The 17,489-nt window shown below is 27.5% G+C and carries 17 protein-coding genes; 7 read left to right on the top strand and 10 right to left on the bottom strand.

Translation table 11 applies throughout. From position 1 onward, the window contains the following. The first annotated feature begins 161 nt into the window (after positions 1 to 161). A complete protein-coding gene (locus P4S50_RS00885) occupies positions 162 to 728 on the top strand; it encodes a 5-formyltetrahydrofolate cyclo-ligase (protein ID WP_277732628.1) in 567 nt (188 codons plus the stop codon). Here the strand turns inward: P4S50_RS00885 and P4S50_RS00880 are convergent. Both P4S50_RS00880 and P4S50_RS00875 read right to left on the bottom strand, forming a co-directional pair. Beyond that, positions 725 to 3,100, bottom strand: a complete 2,376-nt coding sequence (locus P4S50_RS00880) for a Lon protease family protein (RefSeq protein ID WP_277732627.1) — start codon at positions 3,098 to 3,100, stop codon at positions 725 to 727. The genes P4S50_RS00885 and P4S50_RS00880 overlap by 4 nt on opposite strands. 527 nt (positions 3,101 to 3,627) lie before the next feature. Continuing rightward, positions 3,628 to 4,056, bottom strand: coding sequence for a hypothetical protein (locus P4S50_RS00875; RefSeq protein ID WP_277732626.1), 429 nt, complete (start codon positions 4,054 to 4,056; stop codon positions 3,628 to 3,630). Positions 4,057 to 4,203: 147 nt separating this feature from the next. Between P4S50_RS00875 and P4S50_RS00870 the strand changes: the two genes are divergently transcribed. Next, positions 4,204 to 4,539: a YlbF/YmcA family competence regulator gene (locus P4S50_RS00870; RefSeq protein ID WP_277732625.1), complete on the top strand. Its 336-nt coding sequence runs from the start codon at positions 4,204 to 4,206 to the stop codon at positions 4,537 to 4,539. Between the two features lie 13 nt (positions 4,540 to 4,552). Further along, positions 4,553 to 6,355 (top strand): YcaO-like family protein, encoded by a 1,803-nt coding sequence (locus P4S50_RS00865; protein WP_277732624.1) that lies wholly within the window; start codon positions 4,553 to 4,555, stop codon positions 6,353 to 6,355. Positions 6,356 to 6,377: 22 nt separating this feature from the next. On the opposite strand, the gene P4S50_RS00860 is transcribed toward P4S50_RS00865, so the two are convergent. The 4 genes from P4S50_RS00860 to P4S50_RS00845 all read right to left on the bottom strand — a co-directional run bounded on the left by P4S50_RS00860 (position 6,378) and on the right by P4S50_RS00845 (position 10,451). Further along, positions 6,378 to 6,677 carry a hypothetical protein gene (locus P4S50_RS00860; RefSeq protein WP_277732623.1) on the bottom strand — a complete coding sequence of 100 codons (300 nt, stop codon included), beginning with the start codon at positions 6,675 to 6,677 and terminating at the stop codon, positions 6,378 to 6,380. A 180-nt stretch (positions 6,678 to 6,857) separates the two neighbouring features. Beyond that, positions 6,858 to 7,748, bottom strand: coding sequence for an ABC transporter permease (locus tag P4S50_RS00855; protein WP_277732622.1), 891 nt, complete (start codon positions 7,746 to 7,748; stop codon positions 6,858 to 6,860). A gap of 1 nt (position 7,749) precedes the next feature. Beyond that, positions 7,750 to 8,718, bottom strand: a complete 969-nt coding sequence (locus tag P4S50_RS00850; RefSeq protein ID WP_277732621.1) for an ABC transporter permease — start codon at positions 8,716 to 8,718, stop codon at positions 7,750 to 7,752. Between the two features lie 161 nt (positions 8,719 to 8,879). Then, a complete protein-coding gene (locus tag P4S50_RS00845; protein ID WP_277732620.1) occupies positions 8,880 to 10,451 on the bottom strand; it encodes an ABC transporter substrate-binding protein in 1,572 nt (523 codons plus the stop codon). Positions 10,452 to 10,694: 243 nt separating this feature from the next. On the opposite strand from P4S50_RS00845, the gene ytaF reads away from it, so the two are divergent. Further along, on the top strand, positions 10,695 to 11,336 hold the full coding sequence (ytaF, locus tag P4S50_RS00840) for a sporulation membrane protein YtaF (protein ID WP_277732619.1): 642 nt from the start codon (positions 10,695 to 10,697) through the stop codon (positions 11,334 to 11,336). A 233-nt stretch (positions 11,337 to 11,569) separates the two neighbouring features. Here the strand turns inward: ytaF and P4S50_RS00835 are convergent, their stop codons facing one another. Beyond that, a complete protein-coding gene (locus P4S50_RS00835; protein WP_277732618.1) occupies positions 11,570 to 12,505 on the bottom strand; it encodes a sulfurtransferase in 936 nt (311 codons plus the stop codon). A 255-nt stretch (positions 12,506 to 12,760) separates the two neighbouring features. Here P4S50_RS00835 and P4S50_RS00830 point away from each other — a divergent pair, with 255 nt between their 5' ends. After that, on the top strand, positions 12,761 to 13,348 hold the full coding sequence (locus tag P4S50_RS00830; RefSeq protein WP_277732617.1) for a DUF881 domain-containing protein: 588 nt from the start codon (positions 12,761 to 12,763) through the stop codon (positions 13,346 to 13,348). Positions 13,349 to 13,454: 106 nt separating this feature from the next. Here the strand turns inward: P4S50_RS00830 and P4S50_RS00825 are convergent, their stop codons facing one another. The 3 genes from P4S50_RS00825 to P4S50_RS00815 form a co-directional block, all read right to left on the bottom strand. Beyond that, positions 13,455 to 14,333: a hypothetical protein gene (locus P4S50_RS00825; protein ID WP_277732616.1), complete on the bottom strand. Its 879-nt coding sequence runs from the start codon at positions 14,331 to 14,333 to the stop codon at positions 13,455 to 13,457. Continuing rightward, the gene (locus tag P4S50_RS00820) at positions 14,308 to 14,880 is read right to left on the bottom strand and encodes an RNA polymerase sigma factor (protein WP_277732615.1); all 573 of its coding nucleotides are present in this window, start codon (positions 14,878 to 14,880) and stop codon (positions 14,308 to 14,310) included. Before P4S50_RS00820 ends, P4S50_RS00825 begins: the two co-directional genes overlap by 26 nt. Before the next feature lie 132 nt (positions 14,881 to 15,012). Beyond that, on the bottom strand, positions 15,013 to 16,272 hold the full coding sequence (locus P4S50_RS00815) for a hypothetical protein (RefSeq protein ID WP_277732614.1): 1,260 nt from the start codon (positions 16,270 to 16,272) through the stop codon (positions 15,013 to 15,015). A gap of 412 nt (positions 16,273 to 16,684) precedes the next feature. Here P4S50_RS00815 and P4S50_RS00810 point away from each other — a divergent pair, with 412 nt between their 5' ends. Further along, positions 16,685 to 17,020, top strand: a complete 336-nt coding sequence (locus P4S50_RS00810; protein ID WP_277732613.1) for a YtrH family sporulation protein — start codon at positions 16,685 to 16,687, stop codon at positions 17,018 to 17,020. After that, complete coding sequence (locus P4S50_RS00805) at positions 17,008 to 17,466, top strand: hypothetical protein (RefSeq protein WP_277732612.1); 459 nt, start codon at positions 17,008 to 17,010, stop codon at positions 17,464 to 17,466. The genes P4S50_RS00810 and P4S50_RS00805 overlap by 13 nt, the downstream gene beginning before the upstream one ends. Positions 17,467 to 17,489 lie beyond the last annotated feature (23 nt).

The following is a 17,489-nucleotide window of genomic DNA, read 5'->3' as shown; positions in this document are numbered from 1 at the left end:
AGTGACTCATATAGCCAACGTCCCCTAAGGCCTACGTTGCTTAAAATAGTTGAAAGTGAAGTATAAATGCCATCAACCTTATCCATATATTTCAAATTATTGAAATATCTAGAATCCAGTATAGATTTTTTTGGTATAATCATATAGAGGGGATGATTTTATTGAAAAAAGAATTTAGAAAAAAAGTTATATCAGAAAGAAAAAAACAAAATCCAGACATAATAAATTCAAACTCACAATTAATATTTCAAAATTTATTAAAACTAGATGCAATAAAAAAAGCTAAAACAATAATGGCATACCTTGATTTTAACAATGAAGTTCAAACAGATACTATAATAAATTACCTTTTATCAAAAAATCAAAAAGTTGTAGTTCCAATATCAATAGTAGACGAAAGAAAACTCTTATTATCTCAACTAAAGGATATTGAAACAGAAGTTTCTATAGGTACTTATGGTATTAGAGAACCCAAGTCAGAATTTATAAGACCAGTAAATGCTAAAGACATAGATATAGTAATAGTTCCAGCAGTAGCATATGATACTAATGGATATAGACTCGGTTACGGGGGCGGATATTACGATAGATTCTTAGAATCTCTAAGAGATGACTGTATAACAATTGGAATAGCATTTGAAATTCAAATATTCGATGAAGTACCAAAAGAAGATCACGACGCACAGCTCGACTACATAATAACAGAAAAAAGGATAATTAAAATTTAATTATCCTTTTCATCCTTATCCTCTTCTTCTTCATCTATTAACTCATCAAGAGCTAGATTTACTCTTTCATCTACTTCACTTTCACAAAGCCCTGTAAGAACTTCAAGTCCTTCATATATATTTGATACAGCATATATATGAAAATCTCCATCCTTAACAGCCTGTATTACCTCATCACTTAACATAAGATTTTTAACATTTTGTATAGGAATCATAACACCTTGATTTCCTGTAATCCCTTTTATTTTGCAAACATCAAAGAATCCCTCAATTTTTTGATTTACTCCTCCTATAGGTTGTATCTCTCCCTTTTGACTGACAGATCCTGTAACTGCTATATTTTGCTTAACAGGAATAGATCCAATACTAGATATTATTACATATAATTCTGTACTTGAAGCACTATCTCCATCTATACCAGAGTAGTTTTGTTCAAACGTTATAGAAGTATTAAGTGATAACTGTCTTTCTTTACCGTATTTTTCACCTAAATATCCACTTAATATAAGCACTCCCTTATCATGTATACTTCCGCTATGCTTGATTTCTCTCTCTATATTTATTATTCCACGTTTTCCTCTATAAGTAGATGCTGTTATTCTAGATGGCTTACCAAATGAATACTCTCCTGTACCCATTACAGCTAAACCATTAATTTGACCTACCTTTTCACCTTCTACGTCCAAAATAAGTGTTTCATCTTCAAACATCTCATTAAGTCTTTGTTCATACTTATTGTTTCTATATTTTTTAGATTCTATTGCTTTTTTTACATCCTTCTCTGTAACATACTCTGAATCATCATCACTCAAATTTTCTGCCTCATAAAGAATATCTACTATTTGATTAAATCTAGCAGTCAACTTTTGTTTATTTTCACATATTCGGGAACTATACTCTATAATTTTGAGAACAGCCTTTTTGTCAAAATGCTTAAGACCTTCTTTTTCACAATGAGATGAAATAAATCTAGCTACCTTATATATATTTTCTTCATTTCTATCTACCTCAACATCGAAATCTGCCATAACTTTAAAAAGCTTTGCAAAATCTTCATCATATCCATATAAAAGATTGTAAATACGATTATCTCCTATCAAAATAACCTTTATATCCACATCTATAGGTTCTGGTTTTAATGTTGATGTAACTATATACCCATATTGCTTGTTCAATGTTTCTATGTTTATCTTTCCAGTTTTCAAAGTTCTCTTAAGCGCTTCCCATGCAAATGGATGAGAGAACAAATCCTTCACATTTAATATCAAAAAACCTCCATTTGCCTTGTGAATGGCACCAGCCTTTAATTCCATAAAACTGGTAGTAAGAACTCCTATTTCATTTTTATACTCTATCATACCAGTTAAATTATAATAAGTTGGATTAGTCTCATTTATAACTCTACATCCCTTTTGTTCACTGTTGTCTATAAATAGATTAACCTTGTATCTTGTAAAGAACTTACTGTCATCTTTTTGCATAAAACCAAATATATTTTGTTCCGTATCTTTTTTAGGCTTAAACTTCTCTATATTCTCTACCATATCATCTTTCATATCATGTAGAAAGTTTAGCTTTTTCTCATTATATCCGTAATTTTCTATTAGTATATTTATATAAAAGCTTATTATGCTCTCTCCAATTTTTCTGTCCAAATTAGATATCTCATTTTTAAACTCTTCTTCTATTTCTTTTATTTTTTTCAAATACTCACTTATATCATTGTTTAACTTAGAAGCACTTTGTCTTATATCATTTAGCTGTAGTTGAGATAATTGTTTGTACTCTTCATCTGCCATAGGAGTATTATCTTCCTTTAGAGGAATACTTACAAGACCTCTTTGAGTTATTTGAAATGTAAATCCTCTTGATTTTGCAAATTCATTTAATTCATTTATAGCATCTTGAGTCATGGTCTCATATTCCATTGTTATAGCTTTATTTCTATCTTCATATTCTCTTGATTCAAATGTTCTTGGAATATCCGATCTTAACTTTTCCAATACATCTTCCACATCTTTTTTAAATTTTTTACCATTGCCAGTTCTAAATTTAAGAGATATAGGTTCATTAGGACTTTTGTAATTATATACATAAACATAGTCGAAGTTATCTCTTTTATATCTAGCTAGTTTTTCTATCATAGACATAGTATAGCTAGTTCTACCAGTTCCACTCATACCAGCTACATATACATTGTATCCTCTTCTTTTTATGTTAAGCCCAAAATCCATAGCACACACAGCTCTATTTTGCCCTATTATTCCCTTAAGGGGACTTATATCCTCTGTTGTATCAAAATCTAATTTATTAATATCATATTCATTTTTTAAATCTTTTATATCAATTTTGAACTTGTCTATAGTTTTCATACAAAACTCCTTTTTCATGTTTTCATATTAATCTTAATTTTTATAATTTCCGTTACGAATTTTAAGCAACGGAGTCTGCAAAGACTCGTTGGCGCCATGCAATTTTAAAAAAGTTTAAAACTAAAATCTTTAAAGCAAAGACTTTTTTATTAGTCTTACCAAAAAAACAAAAAAAAAACTGACGACATAATATTTGTCATCAGTTTTTTATCAAATGAATGCTTTTTAGATTATTGGACTTTCTCAAATGATATATAAAGTCTAAAAACACACTAAAAAAATAAATGGCATTAAAATGTTAGCAAATGGTTTAAATATTTTTGTATAAAACTTGAATTACAGCGTTTGAATATACGTTAAAAAAGTTCGTTGTTTGACCTCTAGGGAGTTTAGAACTTTTAGGATATTCAATAAGATGAGATTCTTAGTTTTATTAAAAATATTTACAACATTAGCGGTATTTTAATGCCATTTGTTTTGGATTAAACACATAAATATGGTTATCTTATAAATTATTCAAAGTAAATTTATTTATCCTCAAAGCTACTAATCAATTCTACCTTATCAGGAAGCTCTACTAAGCTACTTTCAACTACTATGTACGGATGAGAATCTTCTGGCTTTTTATAAACAGAATAAACCTTCATATTGGTCTTGTCATCTTCTTTGACCATTTCAATCTTGTCTATCTCAACTCCGTAATCTTTATTTTCTCCTCTTGTAACTATTACATATACTTTATCCTTAATTTTGCAAGCAAGCGCTCTTTCTTCATTAACGTATTTCGGCATTATATCAAGTATTTTATCTGGTATGCTGTCTCTTTCTACTATTGTAAACTCTACAGCTTCAGCTTTATCACCTAAAAATTTGGGAACTACTAAAAAACTCCCAACAACTAGTATAATCGCGATAATTCCATACAATACCGCCTTAGTGTTCCATTTAATTTTCATATCCCATCACCTCCAAATCTTTTTATAATTATATGAATATAATTCCAATATTAGAACTTTTACGATGATCCATAATTTATAATCACATTTTGTTTTTCTCTGAATATAATGTTAAAGTATATTTTATTTTTAATCGGAGGTGATTTTATGAACAATAAAACCAAGGAATTAGTAGAATTCATTTGTGATACCGATGAATTTATGAATCTTAAAAATGCAAAACGAAATATAGATAAAAACAAAAACTTAAAAAAACAAGTAGACGATTTTAAAAAAAGACAATTAAAAATGCAAAAATCAAAACTGTCAAAAGAACAATTAAATTCAGAAATGATGAGACTTAACAATGATTTCAAGGCATTACACGAAATACCTCAAGTAACCGAATTTTTCCAATCTACCAAAGAATTTAATAATATGATGTTCAATTTATTCAAAGAAATCAATATACTTTTAGATTCAAAATTAAATTCAAAAAAGTAAAGAGGTGATTAATTTGAGTTCACTAAAAGATAGAAAATACAAAGATGAACTACCACTCAATACTGTAAACAAAATAAGAAAAATACTTTCTGATTTAGGAATTGTTACAATAGAAACTGATTGGAAAAACTCGGCTAAAGGATTTTGTTCTGTACGAGTTGAAATTGCAAATACTTCAATTGCAACTAATGGAAAAGGAACGTCTCATGAATACGCTCTTGCAAGTGCTTATGCAGAACTTATGGAAAGAATTCAAAACCAGACTTTCTTTAGATTAAATGATACTCTAACAGAAAATGCTATGTCATATAAAGACTTTTATTACGCTCCTGATGAAGAATACCTAAGTGTAGATGACCTTATAAAAAGAAATGATGATTGGTTCTCATATCAAATAAATAATTTGAACTCTAAAACCGACACATACGACCTATTAAACAAATGGTCTAAAACATCCTATGAACATACTCCTCTTGATTTTGTAAGTATTCCTTATAAAAATTTAAATACAAATAAACTATCCTACATACCTGTTAACATGGTATCAAAAATATATATGTCAAATGGAATGTGCGCGGGGAATACATTTGAAGAAGCTTTAATTCAAGGTATATCCGAAATCTTAGAAAGACATGTCAATCAAGTTATAATAAATGAAAAGATAACTCCACCAGATATCCCAAGAACATATATACAAAATTTTCCAAGATTAGATTCAATGATAAATCAAATAGAGTCTAAAGGAAACTACAAGGTTATAGTAAAAGATTGCTCATTAAATGAAAACTACCCAGTAGTAGCTGTTATATTTATAAATAAAGATAATCAAAACTACTTTATTAAATTCGGCTCTCATCCAGTATTTGAAATATCATTAGAAAGAACCTTAACAGAACTTTTGCAAGGACAGGATATAAACAATATGATGGGTCTTAAAGATTACTCATACAAAAATAATTTATCTGATGAACATCAAAATTTACTTGGAATACTAATCAATGGATCTGGCTATTATCCAAGGGAATTTTTTGGTTCAAAATCTGATTATGATTTCAATGAGTTTGAAGATACTTCAACTTTAGATAACAAAGAAATACTAAATCATATTGTGAAACTATTGAATGATAAAAACTTTAATATATTTGTTAGAGACTGTTCTTTTTTAGATTTTCCTTCTTATCATGTAATAGTTCCAGGCCTTAGTGAAGTAGATAAATTCGATGACTTAGATTCACTAGATAATCATATCAATTATATTCAAATAAAAAAACTTATAAACAATTTAAATAATCTATCAAATGAAGATATATCAAACTTAATAGATTTGATAAATGAAGCTGGATACAATCCAAATATGTCTGTAACCCAAATATTGAATTTAGATAATGACCATAATACCCCTTGGTATTATTCCAATATAGAATTATTTTTAAGTGCATTAAATTATAATCATAAAAATTTTGGTAAATCTTACAATCACTTTAATAAATACTTAAAATCTTTGAATCCAAAATATTATAATAAAAATATTATAAATCACTATAAATGTGTTAGAGATTATATATCTATGCGTGATGATAATATGGATGATGAAAATATAGAAAAAAACTTAAATCTATTTTATAATACAAACTCAGTAAACAGTGTCATGAGTGAATTTAAACATCCTGAAAACATATTGAATGTAGAATATATAGATGAATATAAACACAGATATAAAAAAACATATACTAACACAAATGATATTATATATAAATCATTAAAGGACAAATATATATTATCTAATATAAATCAAAAAAGCTTATCTTTAGATTAAATCTAAAGATAAGCTTTTCACTTTATGCAATCTCTATGCTCTTTATTTTTGTAACTATATTCTTTTGAATGTTCTCTATGTTTTCTAAAATTTCATCTTCTTCTATATTATGTAATACTTTTTTCATATGAGAATCTTTAATCTTTCTACTAAGTCCTATGTATTCAAGTTTATTTTCATCTATATCTTCTAAAACAGTAATAATTTCATTATTCACATACTCATTCATAGCATCTTTATTATTTACTAACTCATTTAAAATCAGTTCTTCTTCATTAATATTAACTTCCATGTTGATAGTTACCTTGATCTGTCTTAACATATATGATTCCCCCATCGCTTATTATTTTCTGTAAAAAATTATGATATATGCACATATATTATAATTTTTTACAGAAAATTAATCAATATATTTACAATAAACGTTTTATGTAATTATTACCAACTTTTCAATTTACAGAATATTTTATCTATAAAAGCTAGATTTTTAACTAGACGAATTTTATATATTATTAAATCTTCTATTATTTTTAACTCTTATATACTCTCCTATATTAGTTATACAAAATATAGTACTTATCATAAACACTCCTGGAAATAAAGCAACCCACCATTTATTTAAAAGTATACTCTCCCTAGCATCCATAAGCATAGATCCCCAAGAAGGTACATCTATAGGAAGTCCTAATCCTAAGAAACTAAGTGTAGTTTCTGCCATAATTGCATTAGCTGAATTTATTGCTGACATATATATTATGCTAGTCATATAATTAGGTATCAGATGCTTCTTCATTATGTATATAAAATCTGCACCCATAATCTTAGATGCCAAAACAAACTCTCTCTGCTTTAATTCAAGAACTTCTCCTCTTACTATCTTAGCTATATTCATCCAACTAGTTATACTTATTACAAATATAATGCTGCTAATATTGTTACTTTGAAGTATAGCTTGAATAAGTGTCATTATAAGTAAAGATGGAATACTAATCATTATATCTATGAATCTCATCATAATGTCATCTATAGTTCCACCACAATAACCACTTATACTTCCATATGTAGCTCCTATTACAGTAGATATAACCATAGATAATACCCCTATAATAATAGATATTCTTCCTCCATATAATACTCTTGAAAATATATCTCTTCCTAAATGGTCAGTTCCAAATATATGTCCTCTATACGGAGATGTAAACACCTTAGATAATTCCATATTGGTTGGGTCTATACTCGTGATTAAAGGTGCTAACATGCATAAAGATACTATTATAAATAATACAAGAGGAGAAATAAATATATCTCCTTTAAATCTTAAATTCTTAAAAGAAAATTTCTTTTTTTCTAGATTACCATTTTCTCTTAAAACTCCAATAGGGGTAAAATCCATTTTAATTCATTCCTCTCTCTTTTAATCTTGGATCTATCAAGCTACTTAATATGTCAGATACTAAACTTGCCAATACAACTATAATACCCGTTAACATAACTCCTCCCATTAAAAGAGGATAATCATGATACTTAGCTGATTCAAATATTAATTGTCCAAGACCCGGATATGAAAATATGTACTCTACAACAAAACCGCCAGCTATTAGATGGCTAAAAGACAAAGACATCAGTATTATAATAGATGGCATTATCTTTTTAAGTGGATGTCTAACTATTATTTGAAATTTAGAAAGACCTTTAGCTCTAGCTAGAAGTATATAATCTTCTTTCAATTCCTCTAATACTTTGTTTCTTACGAAATTCGCATAATATCCCAAATGTCCAATTACTATAACTGTAAGCGGCAATATAAGATGACTTATTCTATTTAAAAGATCATTTTCCTTTCCTATATCATAAACTCCAGATGAGGGTAACATCCTCAAGTTTACACTGAATATTAGTATTAATATTAAGCTAATCCAAAATCCAGGTATGCAATAAAGTAATGTGGTACACCTTGTAATAATTCTATCTATCAATTTTCCTTCATTTAATGCTGTTACTAAGCCAAGTACTATAGATAATATAAATGTTAGGCTAAGACAAAGACCTATTAATAAAACCGTATTTGGCAAATGAGTTTTTATAACATCTTTAACTGGCATCTTATACTTATATGAATATCCTAAATCACCTTTTATAGAATTTGTAACCCAAATTCCATATTGATACATCAATGGCTTATTAAGTCCCAAATCATCTATAGCCTGTTCTCTTAACTCACTTGAAAGTCTTTCTACACCAGATCCATATACTGATGCAAGAGGATCTCCTGGAGCTAAATGTGAAATCATAAATACCCCAAATGATAATATTATTATAGTTAATATAGATTCTCTAATTTTTTTAAAAATAAATTTCATCATTTTAAGGTGTCCACTCCTTCTTATGTATAAAAAAAGCCATGAAAGCAAAATCCTTATAGGATTTCTTGCCTTCATGGCGTACATTCGTTAGAATATAATCTTCATGATTAACATCTTAATCAATTATATCATAGCATAAATACCATAGAATGTAAACCTATTTACTTAATATCCCAATCCTCTATATTCCATAAAAATCCTATTCCATGATGTCCAAGAACTGTATCTTCCATACCAACAATACTATCTTTAGCTCCATAAACAGCATCTATATAAGCTAAGAATGTAAATGGTGGGTCAAGAGCTAATTCCTTTTGGAACTCCATGTAGTACGGCTTTCTATCTTCTTCTTTAAGAGTAGTTCTTCCCTTAGTTATAAGCTCATCTACTTTTGGATTCGAATATGCATTTAAGTTCATTCCAGATTCTATTTGAGAAGAATGGAATACCTTATAAGTATGATCATCTGGATCATATGGGCTTCCCCATCCTATTAAAAATGCCTCTAAATTTCCCCAGTCTACTTCTGATTGTATATCAACGTTTGCATCTACACCTATTTTCTTAAATTGTTGACTCACTATATTTGCCATATTAACTCTTACTGGATCTCCTTCAAAGCAAGTTAATCTAAAAGATAATGTCTTTCCATCTTTTTCAAAAATATTATCAGAATTCAAGTTCCAACCATCTTGAACTAATATATCTTTTGATTTTTGAGGATCACATTCATATTTTTCAACATTTTCATTGTTGTATGGACTCATTTGTAAAGGTCCGTAAGCTACTTTTCCCATACCATTAAGTACGCTATCTATTATATCTTGTCTATTAACCGCATAGTTTAATGCCTTAATAACTTCTTTATTCTTGAATAAGTCATTATTAAAATTGTACATTACTCCTCTATAGTCAGCAGTCTTTTCTTTATATAATTTAATACCTTCAATACCTTCAAAAACTTCTATATCCTTTGGTTCAAGCTGAGCTAAATCAATTTCACCTGATTTTAACTGCATAGCTCTAACCTTTTCATCTTTTATAATCTTAAATATTACCTTATCAATCTTAGGTACATTATTGTAATAATCTTTATTTGATGATAACTGTATGTATTGTCCTGACTCCCACTTGTCAAACTTATAAGGTCCTGTTCCAATTGGATTTTGATTAAACTCATCAGTATTTAGATCCTTACCCTCTAATAAATGCTTAGGAAGCATTCCAACAGATAAATAATCAAGTATAGCAACGCATGGAGCTTTTAAATGCAATTTCACATTATACTTGTCCACAACTTCAACACTCTCTATCTCTTCATAATTTGATGCTATCTCAGAAGAATTGTCAGGATTCTTTATGCTATCTATTGTAAACTTAACATCTTCTGCTGTAAATTCTTCACCATCGTGCCACTTAACTCCTTCATTAAGTACAAAATCATATGTATTAGTGCTCTCATCAAAACTCCACTCTTTAGCTAAATCAGGTACAACCTTTCCATCCTTATCATGTTTAGTAAGTCCTGTGAATATAAGTTTGTGTATTTCTGCATGTTCATCAAGTGCTGGATTGATTCTTCCAGTTTCACTTACATTACCTGTACCATACGTCAATACCTTCTCTGCTTGTCCATCATTACTAGATTGATCTTGTGTAGTAGAACCACATCCAGTTAACATCACTACAACCATAGCAATACTCAAAAATAAACTTAAAATTTTTCTTTTCATATTTATCCCCCTTTATTTTTTTTGCACAAAAAAACCACGAATGTATAATCCCATATTCCTACGGGATTTATTACCTTCATGGTTAATATATTCTTATTTGATTTGATACAATTTTATCATACTTATGAAAACATGTAAATATTATTTTTCTAATTGTAGGTTTTTATATTTATATTATATATCACATCTTAACACTCTCAGAATACTATAATATTGATGATAAAAGCATGAATATTAAAGGATGTGATTAAAATAACTGAGTCATTTTTGATTGCTATAGCAATATGTATAGATGCTTTTGCGATAGGATTATCCTACGGAATGAAAAACATTAAATTCCCTAAAATTTCATTGATAATAATAAGTTTTATATCAGTATGTGTTCTTACAGTTTCTATAATTTTAGGAAATATACTAGAAACATTATTACCTAATAACCTTACAACTATTTTAAGCTTTCTAATATTAGTTGGGTTAGGCTGTTCTTTAATAATAGACGGATATATAAAACATTTATATATCCAAAAGAAAGAGAACAATGACAAAAATCTAATTAATATAAAATTATCAAGATTAGAAATCACAGTAAATATTTCACCTGATAACGAAGTAGTTAATAAAGATATCTCAGAAAATATAGATTTCAAAGAATCTCTATGTCTAGGTATTGCACTTTCACTTGACTCACTTGGAGTAGGTTTTGGTAGTGCCATAGCTAATGTTAATTATTTGGAGGTTATTATCTTTGTCTTTATTTTTAATTTATTATCAATTCCCTTAGGTACGACTCTAGGTAAGAAGTTTAAATTATATGTTAAAAATATAAAAACATTTTGGATAGCAGGAGGCATATTAATTATACTAGGAATATTAAAATTAGCATAAAAGCGCTTAAATAAGCGCTTCTGCTTATTAATAACATTTATAACATTAATAAATTAAATAATTAGGTAAAGCATGCATTAATCTAATTCAAATATTATCGTTAAAATATAAAATAAATCAAAAAAGAACTTAGCAGAAATAAAATTTCCACTAAGTTCTTTTTCTATAATGTCAATACAAAAATATTGTATTGATGCAACACTAAAACGTATAGAAGGCTTTTTTTAATAATATTATTTTTCCAATTTTAAACTTTCATCTCCAGCCCATTCATAAAAAGAAGCATCGTAATTCATTGATTTTTTATATCCAGTCATCTTAAATATCATAGTTATATAAGCTGAACGAATTCCACCTGTGCAATAAGATACAATAGTATCATCCTTATTTATTCCTGCTGCTTCAAACATTTTTTCAAGATCTTCTTGGCTCTTGATTCTTCCATCTTCTTTAAATAAGTCTGTATATACTATATTTATAGATCCTGGAATATGTCCTCCTCTTTTTTCTCCATATTTAACAGCACCATCATACTCTGATGAATCTCTACTATCTACTACCTTTATTTTTCCTAAATTTTCATTAATCCAATCTGTATCAGCATTTAAAGATTTATCAAAAGACTCTACTTTAAAGTCAGTTTTTACAATATTACCTTCCTCTTTAGATACCTCATAACCTTTTACGTTCCAATACTGCCATCCACCATTTAGCATTTTAGTATTTTCTAAATTAGCCATTCTAAGCATCCAAACTATTCTTCCGTCTTCTCCCCATCCATTCTTATTATCAGAATAAGCAACTATAGTCTTCTTATCATCTATACCTACTTCTGATAACTTCTCAGATAGTTTTTCACTTTCAAGAACTACACCCCAACCTTTATCTCCAGGTTTATTGCTTACATCTGCAAATTGAGTCCAAGATACATTTATAGCACCAGGTATATGACCTTTTTTATATTCTTTTTCTGATCTTGTATCAAGTATTAATACATCATCTTTATTTAAATTATCATTTAGCCAATCAGCCTCAACTATGTAATCATTACTAGTGTATTTTTCAGTTGTATTAGCTTCACCATTATTATCACTTACATTTGTATTAGTGCATCCAGCTGCTAATATTACAGTTAAAATCGCAACTACTATTAAGTATATTTTTTTCATATATAAGCATCTCCTTTTCTTATGTTATTCTACATTTGAAGTATACCATACGGTCTAAAAATAATATAATAGGTTTTTTCTATAGTAAGTATGTATTGTATTTATTTTTTCTATATTAAAACTTCCATATTCTACAATAATGGAATTTTACGAAATGAAATATACAATTGACGATATGGTTATTGCTTTTCAGTTTAAATTATGTTTAAATATTCCAATGCAGTATATAAAATTTAGATAAGAAGGTGAATTACTATGAGTTCAATGGTCAAAGAAAAACATTTAAAATGGTCAATTATTGCAATCATATTTATTTTATTTACAGTTTTTGTGACTTTGTTAAATGTAAAGAATAACAGTCAGTATAATGAACTAACAAAAGAATTAAAATCGAACCAAATAATTGCAGGAACAGTAGATGTACAAGGAAAAGGCGTTATCATAACGCTAACAGACAGTGAGAATTTTTCCAATAATTCTACGGAAGATAAAGTTAATTATATTGTTCATGATCAAGATCTTATTTATATAGTAAATGATTTAGAAAATGCTGGAGCAGAAGCTATATCTATAAACGATGAAAGATTGAATACTCTAAGTAAGATAAAAGCTAAAGGCATGAAGATTAAAATCAATGAACATGAGTACGAACCGCCTTTCGTTATCAAGGCAATTGGAAATCCAAATTCTTTAGAATCAACTTTAAAATCAACTGAAAATGAATTAAATATCAGAAAAGATATGTTTGGGATAGGGGTAGATATAAAAAAATCTGATAAAATTTTTATCCCTAAGTATAATGGAAATATAAAATTTAAATATGCACAACCTGTCACTAAGTAATTATTATATATAAGCCAACAATCCTCTTTTTTATAATAAAGAAAAATATATCTATATAGTTAAAGTATTTAAATAAGAGTATGTAATTACATACTCTTATTTATCTCTATTCATTAAGCTTTATAATTGTATCTGCTATTTTTATTAAATTCTGGATTGATACTTCCTTTGAATGTGAACTTATAGTATAATAAACTTCATTTTTAATCCAAAAAACACGTTTATTGTTTTCTTCTTCTTCATAAAGCACTTCATAATCTTCTAATTCAATCTTTTGTTTTTTACTAGAATTTTCTTCGTATGATATTATGTCATTTCCAATCCACGGGAACATATTAATATTTATTGTATTTACACCATCACTATAAGTAGTACCTATTCCTGTTACATTATCGGAAAGATCAATATATTTCACAAATACTGGATTATCATATGTAGTAGTTTTAGCTGCTTCTCTAAATATTTCTTCTGTATTCACATCTTTAGGTTCTTTACTGATTCGTCCTTCAGTGAAATTATATTTTTGAAGCAAGACTTCTGGAAATTTTAAGTAATCAGACATGTTCTTTTGTATTTCTGAAAATTCATTAGTTATAATCGGTTCTGAGATAATTCTCATAAATTCACTAGGATTATCCTTATTAACATAAAGTGCAACTGATTCTCCTGGCTTTAATTTTAATTTCGTTTGTTTATCATCCATCATTTTATTAAGATGGGCATATTCGTTAGTGCCTTCATTATAGGTCCACAAAATATTACCTTCTTTGTCTTTCATGGTTATAAGTTTACTTACTGCAAATCCTGTGGTTATTATAAATATTACTGATAAAGCAATTATTGCATACTTTTTCTTTATGAATATATTAGTTTTTAATGTTGGATTAATTATTCTATTCATCACTTTATTACTAACATCAACTTCAGGTATGGATACACCATTAAAATGATCTTTTATTTTAGATTCCAGTCTCATATTTTTCAATATTCTCTCCCCCTCCTATTCCTTCATAATACTTTTGAAATTTCTTTCTTGCTCTTTCATATTTTTTTCTAACCGTAGCCGATTTTTTATTAAATATAATACCGATTTCTTCATAACTTTTGTCTTCAAATATTCTCAATATCAGCAAGTTTTTCTCATTTGGGGTTAATCTAGATAGTACGATCTCAATATTTTTATCAAATCCGTTATCTATATGTATATCAGTACAAGAATTTTTTTCTATTACTTTGTTAAAATCAAACTTATCAACGAATTTGATAATATTTCTTTTTCTAATAAAATTGATTGACTGATTATATGCAATTTTATACAACCATGCAGAAAAAGAGTTTGCTATCTCATAACTATTAACTTTTTCATATGCTTTTAGAAATACCTCTTGAAGTATATCCTCTGCCTCATGTACATCACCCACCATATAATAAATATATCTATAAAGTTGTTTTTGATATTTTTCAATTAGTATTTCATATTTTTCAACATGTCCATTTCGAATTTCATTTACTATATTCTCTACAGAATCCATCTTTTCAGCTCCTTAATTTAGCTTTCATATATATAACAAATTAACTATATAGTTTGTGACACTCTTTTACAAAATAAAAAAGAGCTACATGATGGATATTAATTCCAACATGTGGCTCTTCTTGTTTCCGTATTAATTTAATGATACTACAATTGTTACCCAATAGTTTTCTGGGCTTATAGCCTCTTCTGCTGTAGTAGATGTATATCTTGTCGATCTCATATAGAATTTTTTCGAAGTATTATCCCAGCATATACCTCCTCTAGGTTTTTGAAAAACTTTAGTACTTTTCCCTGAGTTTAGATCATAAACAAATATATTTGCTTCATCAATATTTTCTAAAGGAATTGAATACACTACTTTACTACTATCTGGTGAAACTTCATAATGCTCAATCATGGGAGCCTTAGCTATTAATTTCTTTTGTTTACCATTTGAATCTAATTCCCAAAGTTCATAATTTTTAGTTTCCTCATTTTTTTTTCTTTCTATATTCTTTTTTATATCTTTTCTTTTAACTTTATTTTTTTCAATTTCTTCACAACAAAACTTTTTTGCTTCTGACTCTGTTAATTCTTTGTAATTATTAGTTTTTAAATTATATAAAAATGGTACCTCATTATATGTTTTTATATAAATTTCATCGCCTTTTTTAAATATACGTTGTATTTTATTATTTTGTTTTTGCATTTCATATGATTTTTTGTATCTTTTTTTTAATGCTTCATTAATTTGTTTCCCATTAGTTGCTTTTTCTAAAAATTCTTCAAATGTTAATTTACTAAAGTCATTCATTTTATCTACTAATTCTTCTGGAAGGTTTATCTGAGATTTACTACCATTAAAATCATACATATATATTTTCATGCCTTCTCTGCCCATAATTTCATTTTCATCTGTAAACGAAACTAAATTCCATCTAGTATCCTTTATCTCATCTATTTTCTTTTCCGTTTTTGTTTTTAAATCCAAAAGATATATATTTACTTTATTACCATTTTTAATTTCTTTTCTATATAAAACATATCTATTATCTTTTGTAATTCCTTCCATATCTAAATATATTTTTTCATTACTATCAATATTATTACTCAAAATTTCAAATGACTTATTTTCTGTATCATAAATACACACATTAGGAATTTCCTCAGTCCTTGTTCCACCTTTTATTCCTAAAAGTTTTCTATCATCAATCCAGTAAGAACCTAAAAAATTTTGAATACTATCTATTTTTTTTATTGTCGATACATCATCAATATCTTTTTGTTGATTTTTAAGTATTTCAATATTTTTATCTCTTTCAGTAGCACTGCAATTAGTTGTTCCTATCCATACACCAATTGCTACTATTAAAGAAGTAGAAATTATTTTTTTCATTAATTTATATTTCATTTTATTCCTCCCTTTTAGGCGTAATGACAAGGAAGCTATCACTAGGTGTAAACTCAATCCTAATTATTAACATTTAATAACCAGCTATATTGAACTTATTATGTCTTTATTTTGATAACTTCTAATAATTTGAAAGTATTTCAAGTTATAAAAATGAGTTTACGAGCGATTGCAGATACCCCATGATTACCCTATTTACAATTTTACATCTAAATCCATTATTTTACAACAAAGTTAGTATTATTGAATTATATTGATACTTAAAGTTTAAACACTACACTTAAAAATGAACCTCATTTTTGATTAAGCAATATATTTTACACTATTGAATCTTTTATTAGTTTTTTATTAGTTGAGATAAATTTAATTCTACTATCATATCCTAATATAAAGCATTAAGGGGGTTCTAAGTATGATTTTTATTAACAATCTTATATATACATTTTTAATTGCATTAGGAGTAATCATTGGTGCAAGCTTTTTCGCTGGAATTGGGGCTTTGATTAATAATCATCCTCCACTTAAAACCATGATTGATATATCGAGTTCAATTAAGGTTTGGGCAGTAGCTGTTAGCCTCGGAGGAACCTTCTCATCATTTGAAATTATTGAACAGGGAATATTTAAAGGAGAGATTAAATCTCTAATAAAACAAGTAGTATATATTATTTCTGCCCTTATTGGAGCAAATCTTGGGCATTTCATTATTAAATTATTATGGAAGAGTGGATCTCTATGGGGAGAGTAAAACTAAAATATTTTATTTCAATAATATCAGGACTAATAATCGGAATAATCATAGGATCATCTATTATTGTTGCTTTAGTTAGTTATAGAATTGATAATTACTACGAGGAAATACAAAAGCTTAATATCGATATAGAAGAAAGAGATGAACGATTAAAAAAACTTGAACAATCATTAAATAACCAAAAATTAATTCTTAAAGATATCGAGATTGTATTAACACATGAAGAAGATGAAATAGATAAGATTACTATTGAAAAGTATGCTAAAGATAAATACCTCAAATTATTAGGACGTGAGGTAGAAACTATTGATGTTGATATAATAGAAGAAATTATTGATAAAAGAATTTTTAAAATAAAAAACAAAGAATATCAACTCAAGGTAACTAAAATAGTTTTGACTGATATATTAAAAATTTGGATAGAAACTGAACTAATCGAATAAAATGTTAAAATTTTTCAGTAAAA

The sequence above is a fragment of the Tepidibacter hydrothermalis genome (genome assembly GCF_029542625.1).
GTDB classification, from domain to species: domain Bacteria; phylum Bacillota; class Clostridia; order Peptostreptococcales; family Peptostreptococcaceae; genus Tepidibacter_A; species Tepidibacter_A hydrothermalis.
Note: the sequence above shows the minus strand (reverse complement) of the source record. Positions and strands in the feature narration are given on the sequence as shown.

What these genes read in the sequence shown, in the direction of transcription:
- P4S50_RS00880 (WP_277732627.1), bottom strand. Translation starts at nt 3,100, where the DNA reads ATGAAAACTATAGACAAGTTCAAAATTGATATAAAAGATTTAAAAAAT.
- P4S50_RS00875 (WP_277732626.1), bottom strand. Translation starts at nt 4,056, where the DNA reads ATGAAAATTAAATGGAACACTAAGGCGGTATTGTATGGAATTATCGCG.
- P4S50_RS00870 (WP_277732625.1), top strand. Translation starts at nt 4,204, where the DNA reads ATGAACAATAAAACCAAGGAATTAGTAGAATTCATTTGTGATACCGAT.
- P4S50_RS00860 (WP_277732623.1), bottom strand. Translation starts at nt 6,677, where the DNA reads ATGTTAAGACAGATCAAGGTAACTATCAACATGGAAGTTAATATTAAT.
- P4S50_RS00855 (WP_277732622.1), bottom strand. Translation starts at nt 7,748, where the DNA reads ATGGATTTTACCCCTATTGGAGTTTTAAGAGAAAATGGTAATCTAGAA.
- P4S50_RS00850 (WP_277732621.1), bottom strand. Translation starts at nt 8,718, where the DNA reads ATGATGAAATTTATTTTTAAAAAAATTAGAGAATCTATATTAACTATA.
- P4S50_RS00845 (WP_277732620.1), bottom strand. Translation starts at nt 10,451, where the DNA reads ATGAAAAGAAAAATTTTAAGTTTATTTTTGAGTATTGCTATGGTTGTA.
- P4S50_RS00835 (WP_277732618.1), bottom strand. Translation starts at nt 12,505, where the DNA reads ATGAAAAAAATATACTTAATAGTAGTTGCGATTTTAACTGTAATATTA.
- P4S50_RS00830 (WP_277732617.1), top strand. Translation starts at nt 12,761, where the DNA reads ATGAGTTCAATGGTCAAAGAAAAACATTTAAAATGGTCAATTATTGCA.
- P4S50_RS00820 (WP_277732615.1), bottom strand. Translation starts at nt 14,880, where the DNA reads ATGGATTCTGTAGAGAATATAGTAAATGAAATTCGAAATGGACATGTT.
- P4S50_RS00815 (WP_277732614.1), bottom strand. Translation starts at nt 16,272, where the DNA reads ATGAAATATAAATTAATGAAAAAAATAATTTCTACTTCTTTAATAGTA.
- P4S50_RS00810 (WP_277732613.1), top strand. Translation starts at nt 16,685, where the DNA reads ATGATTTTTATTAACAATCTTATATATACATTTTTAATTGCATTAGGA.
- P4S50_RS00805 (WP_277732612.1), top strand. Translation starts at nt 17,008, where the DNA reads ATGGGGAGAGTAAAACTAAAATATTTTATTTCAATAATATCAGGACTA.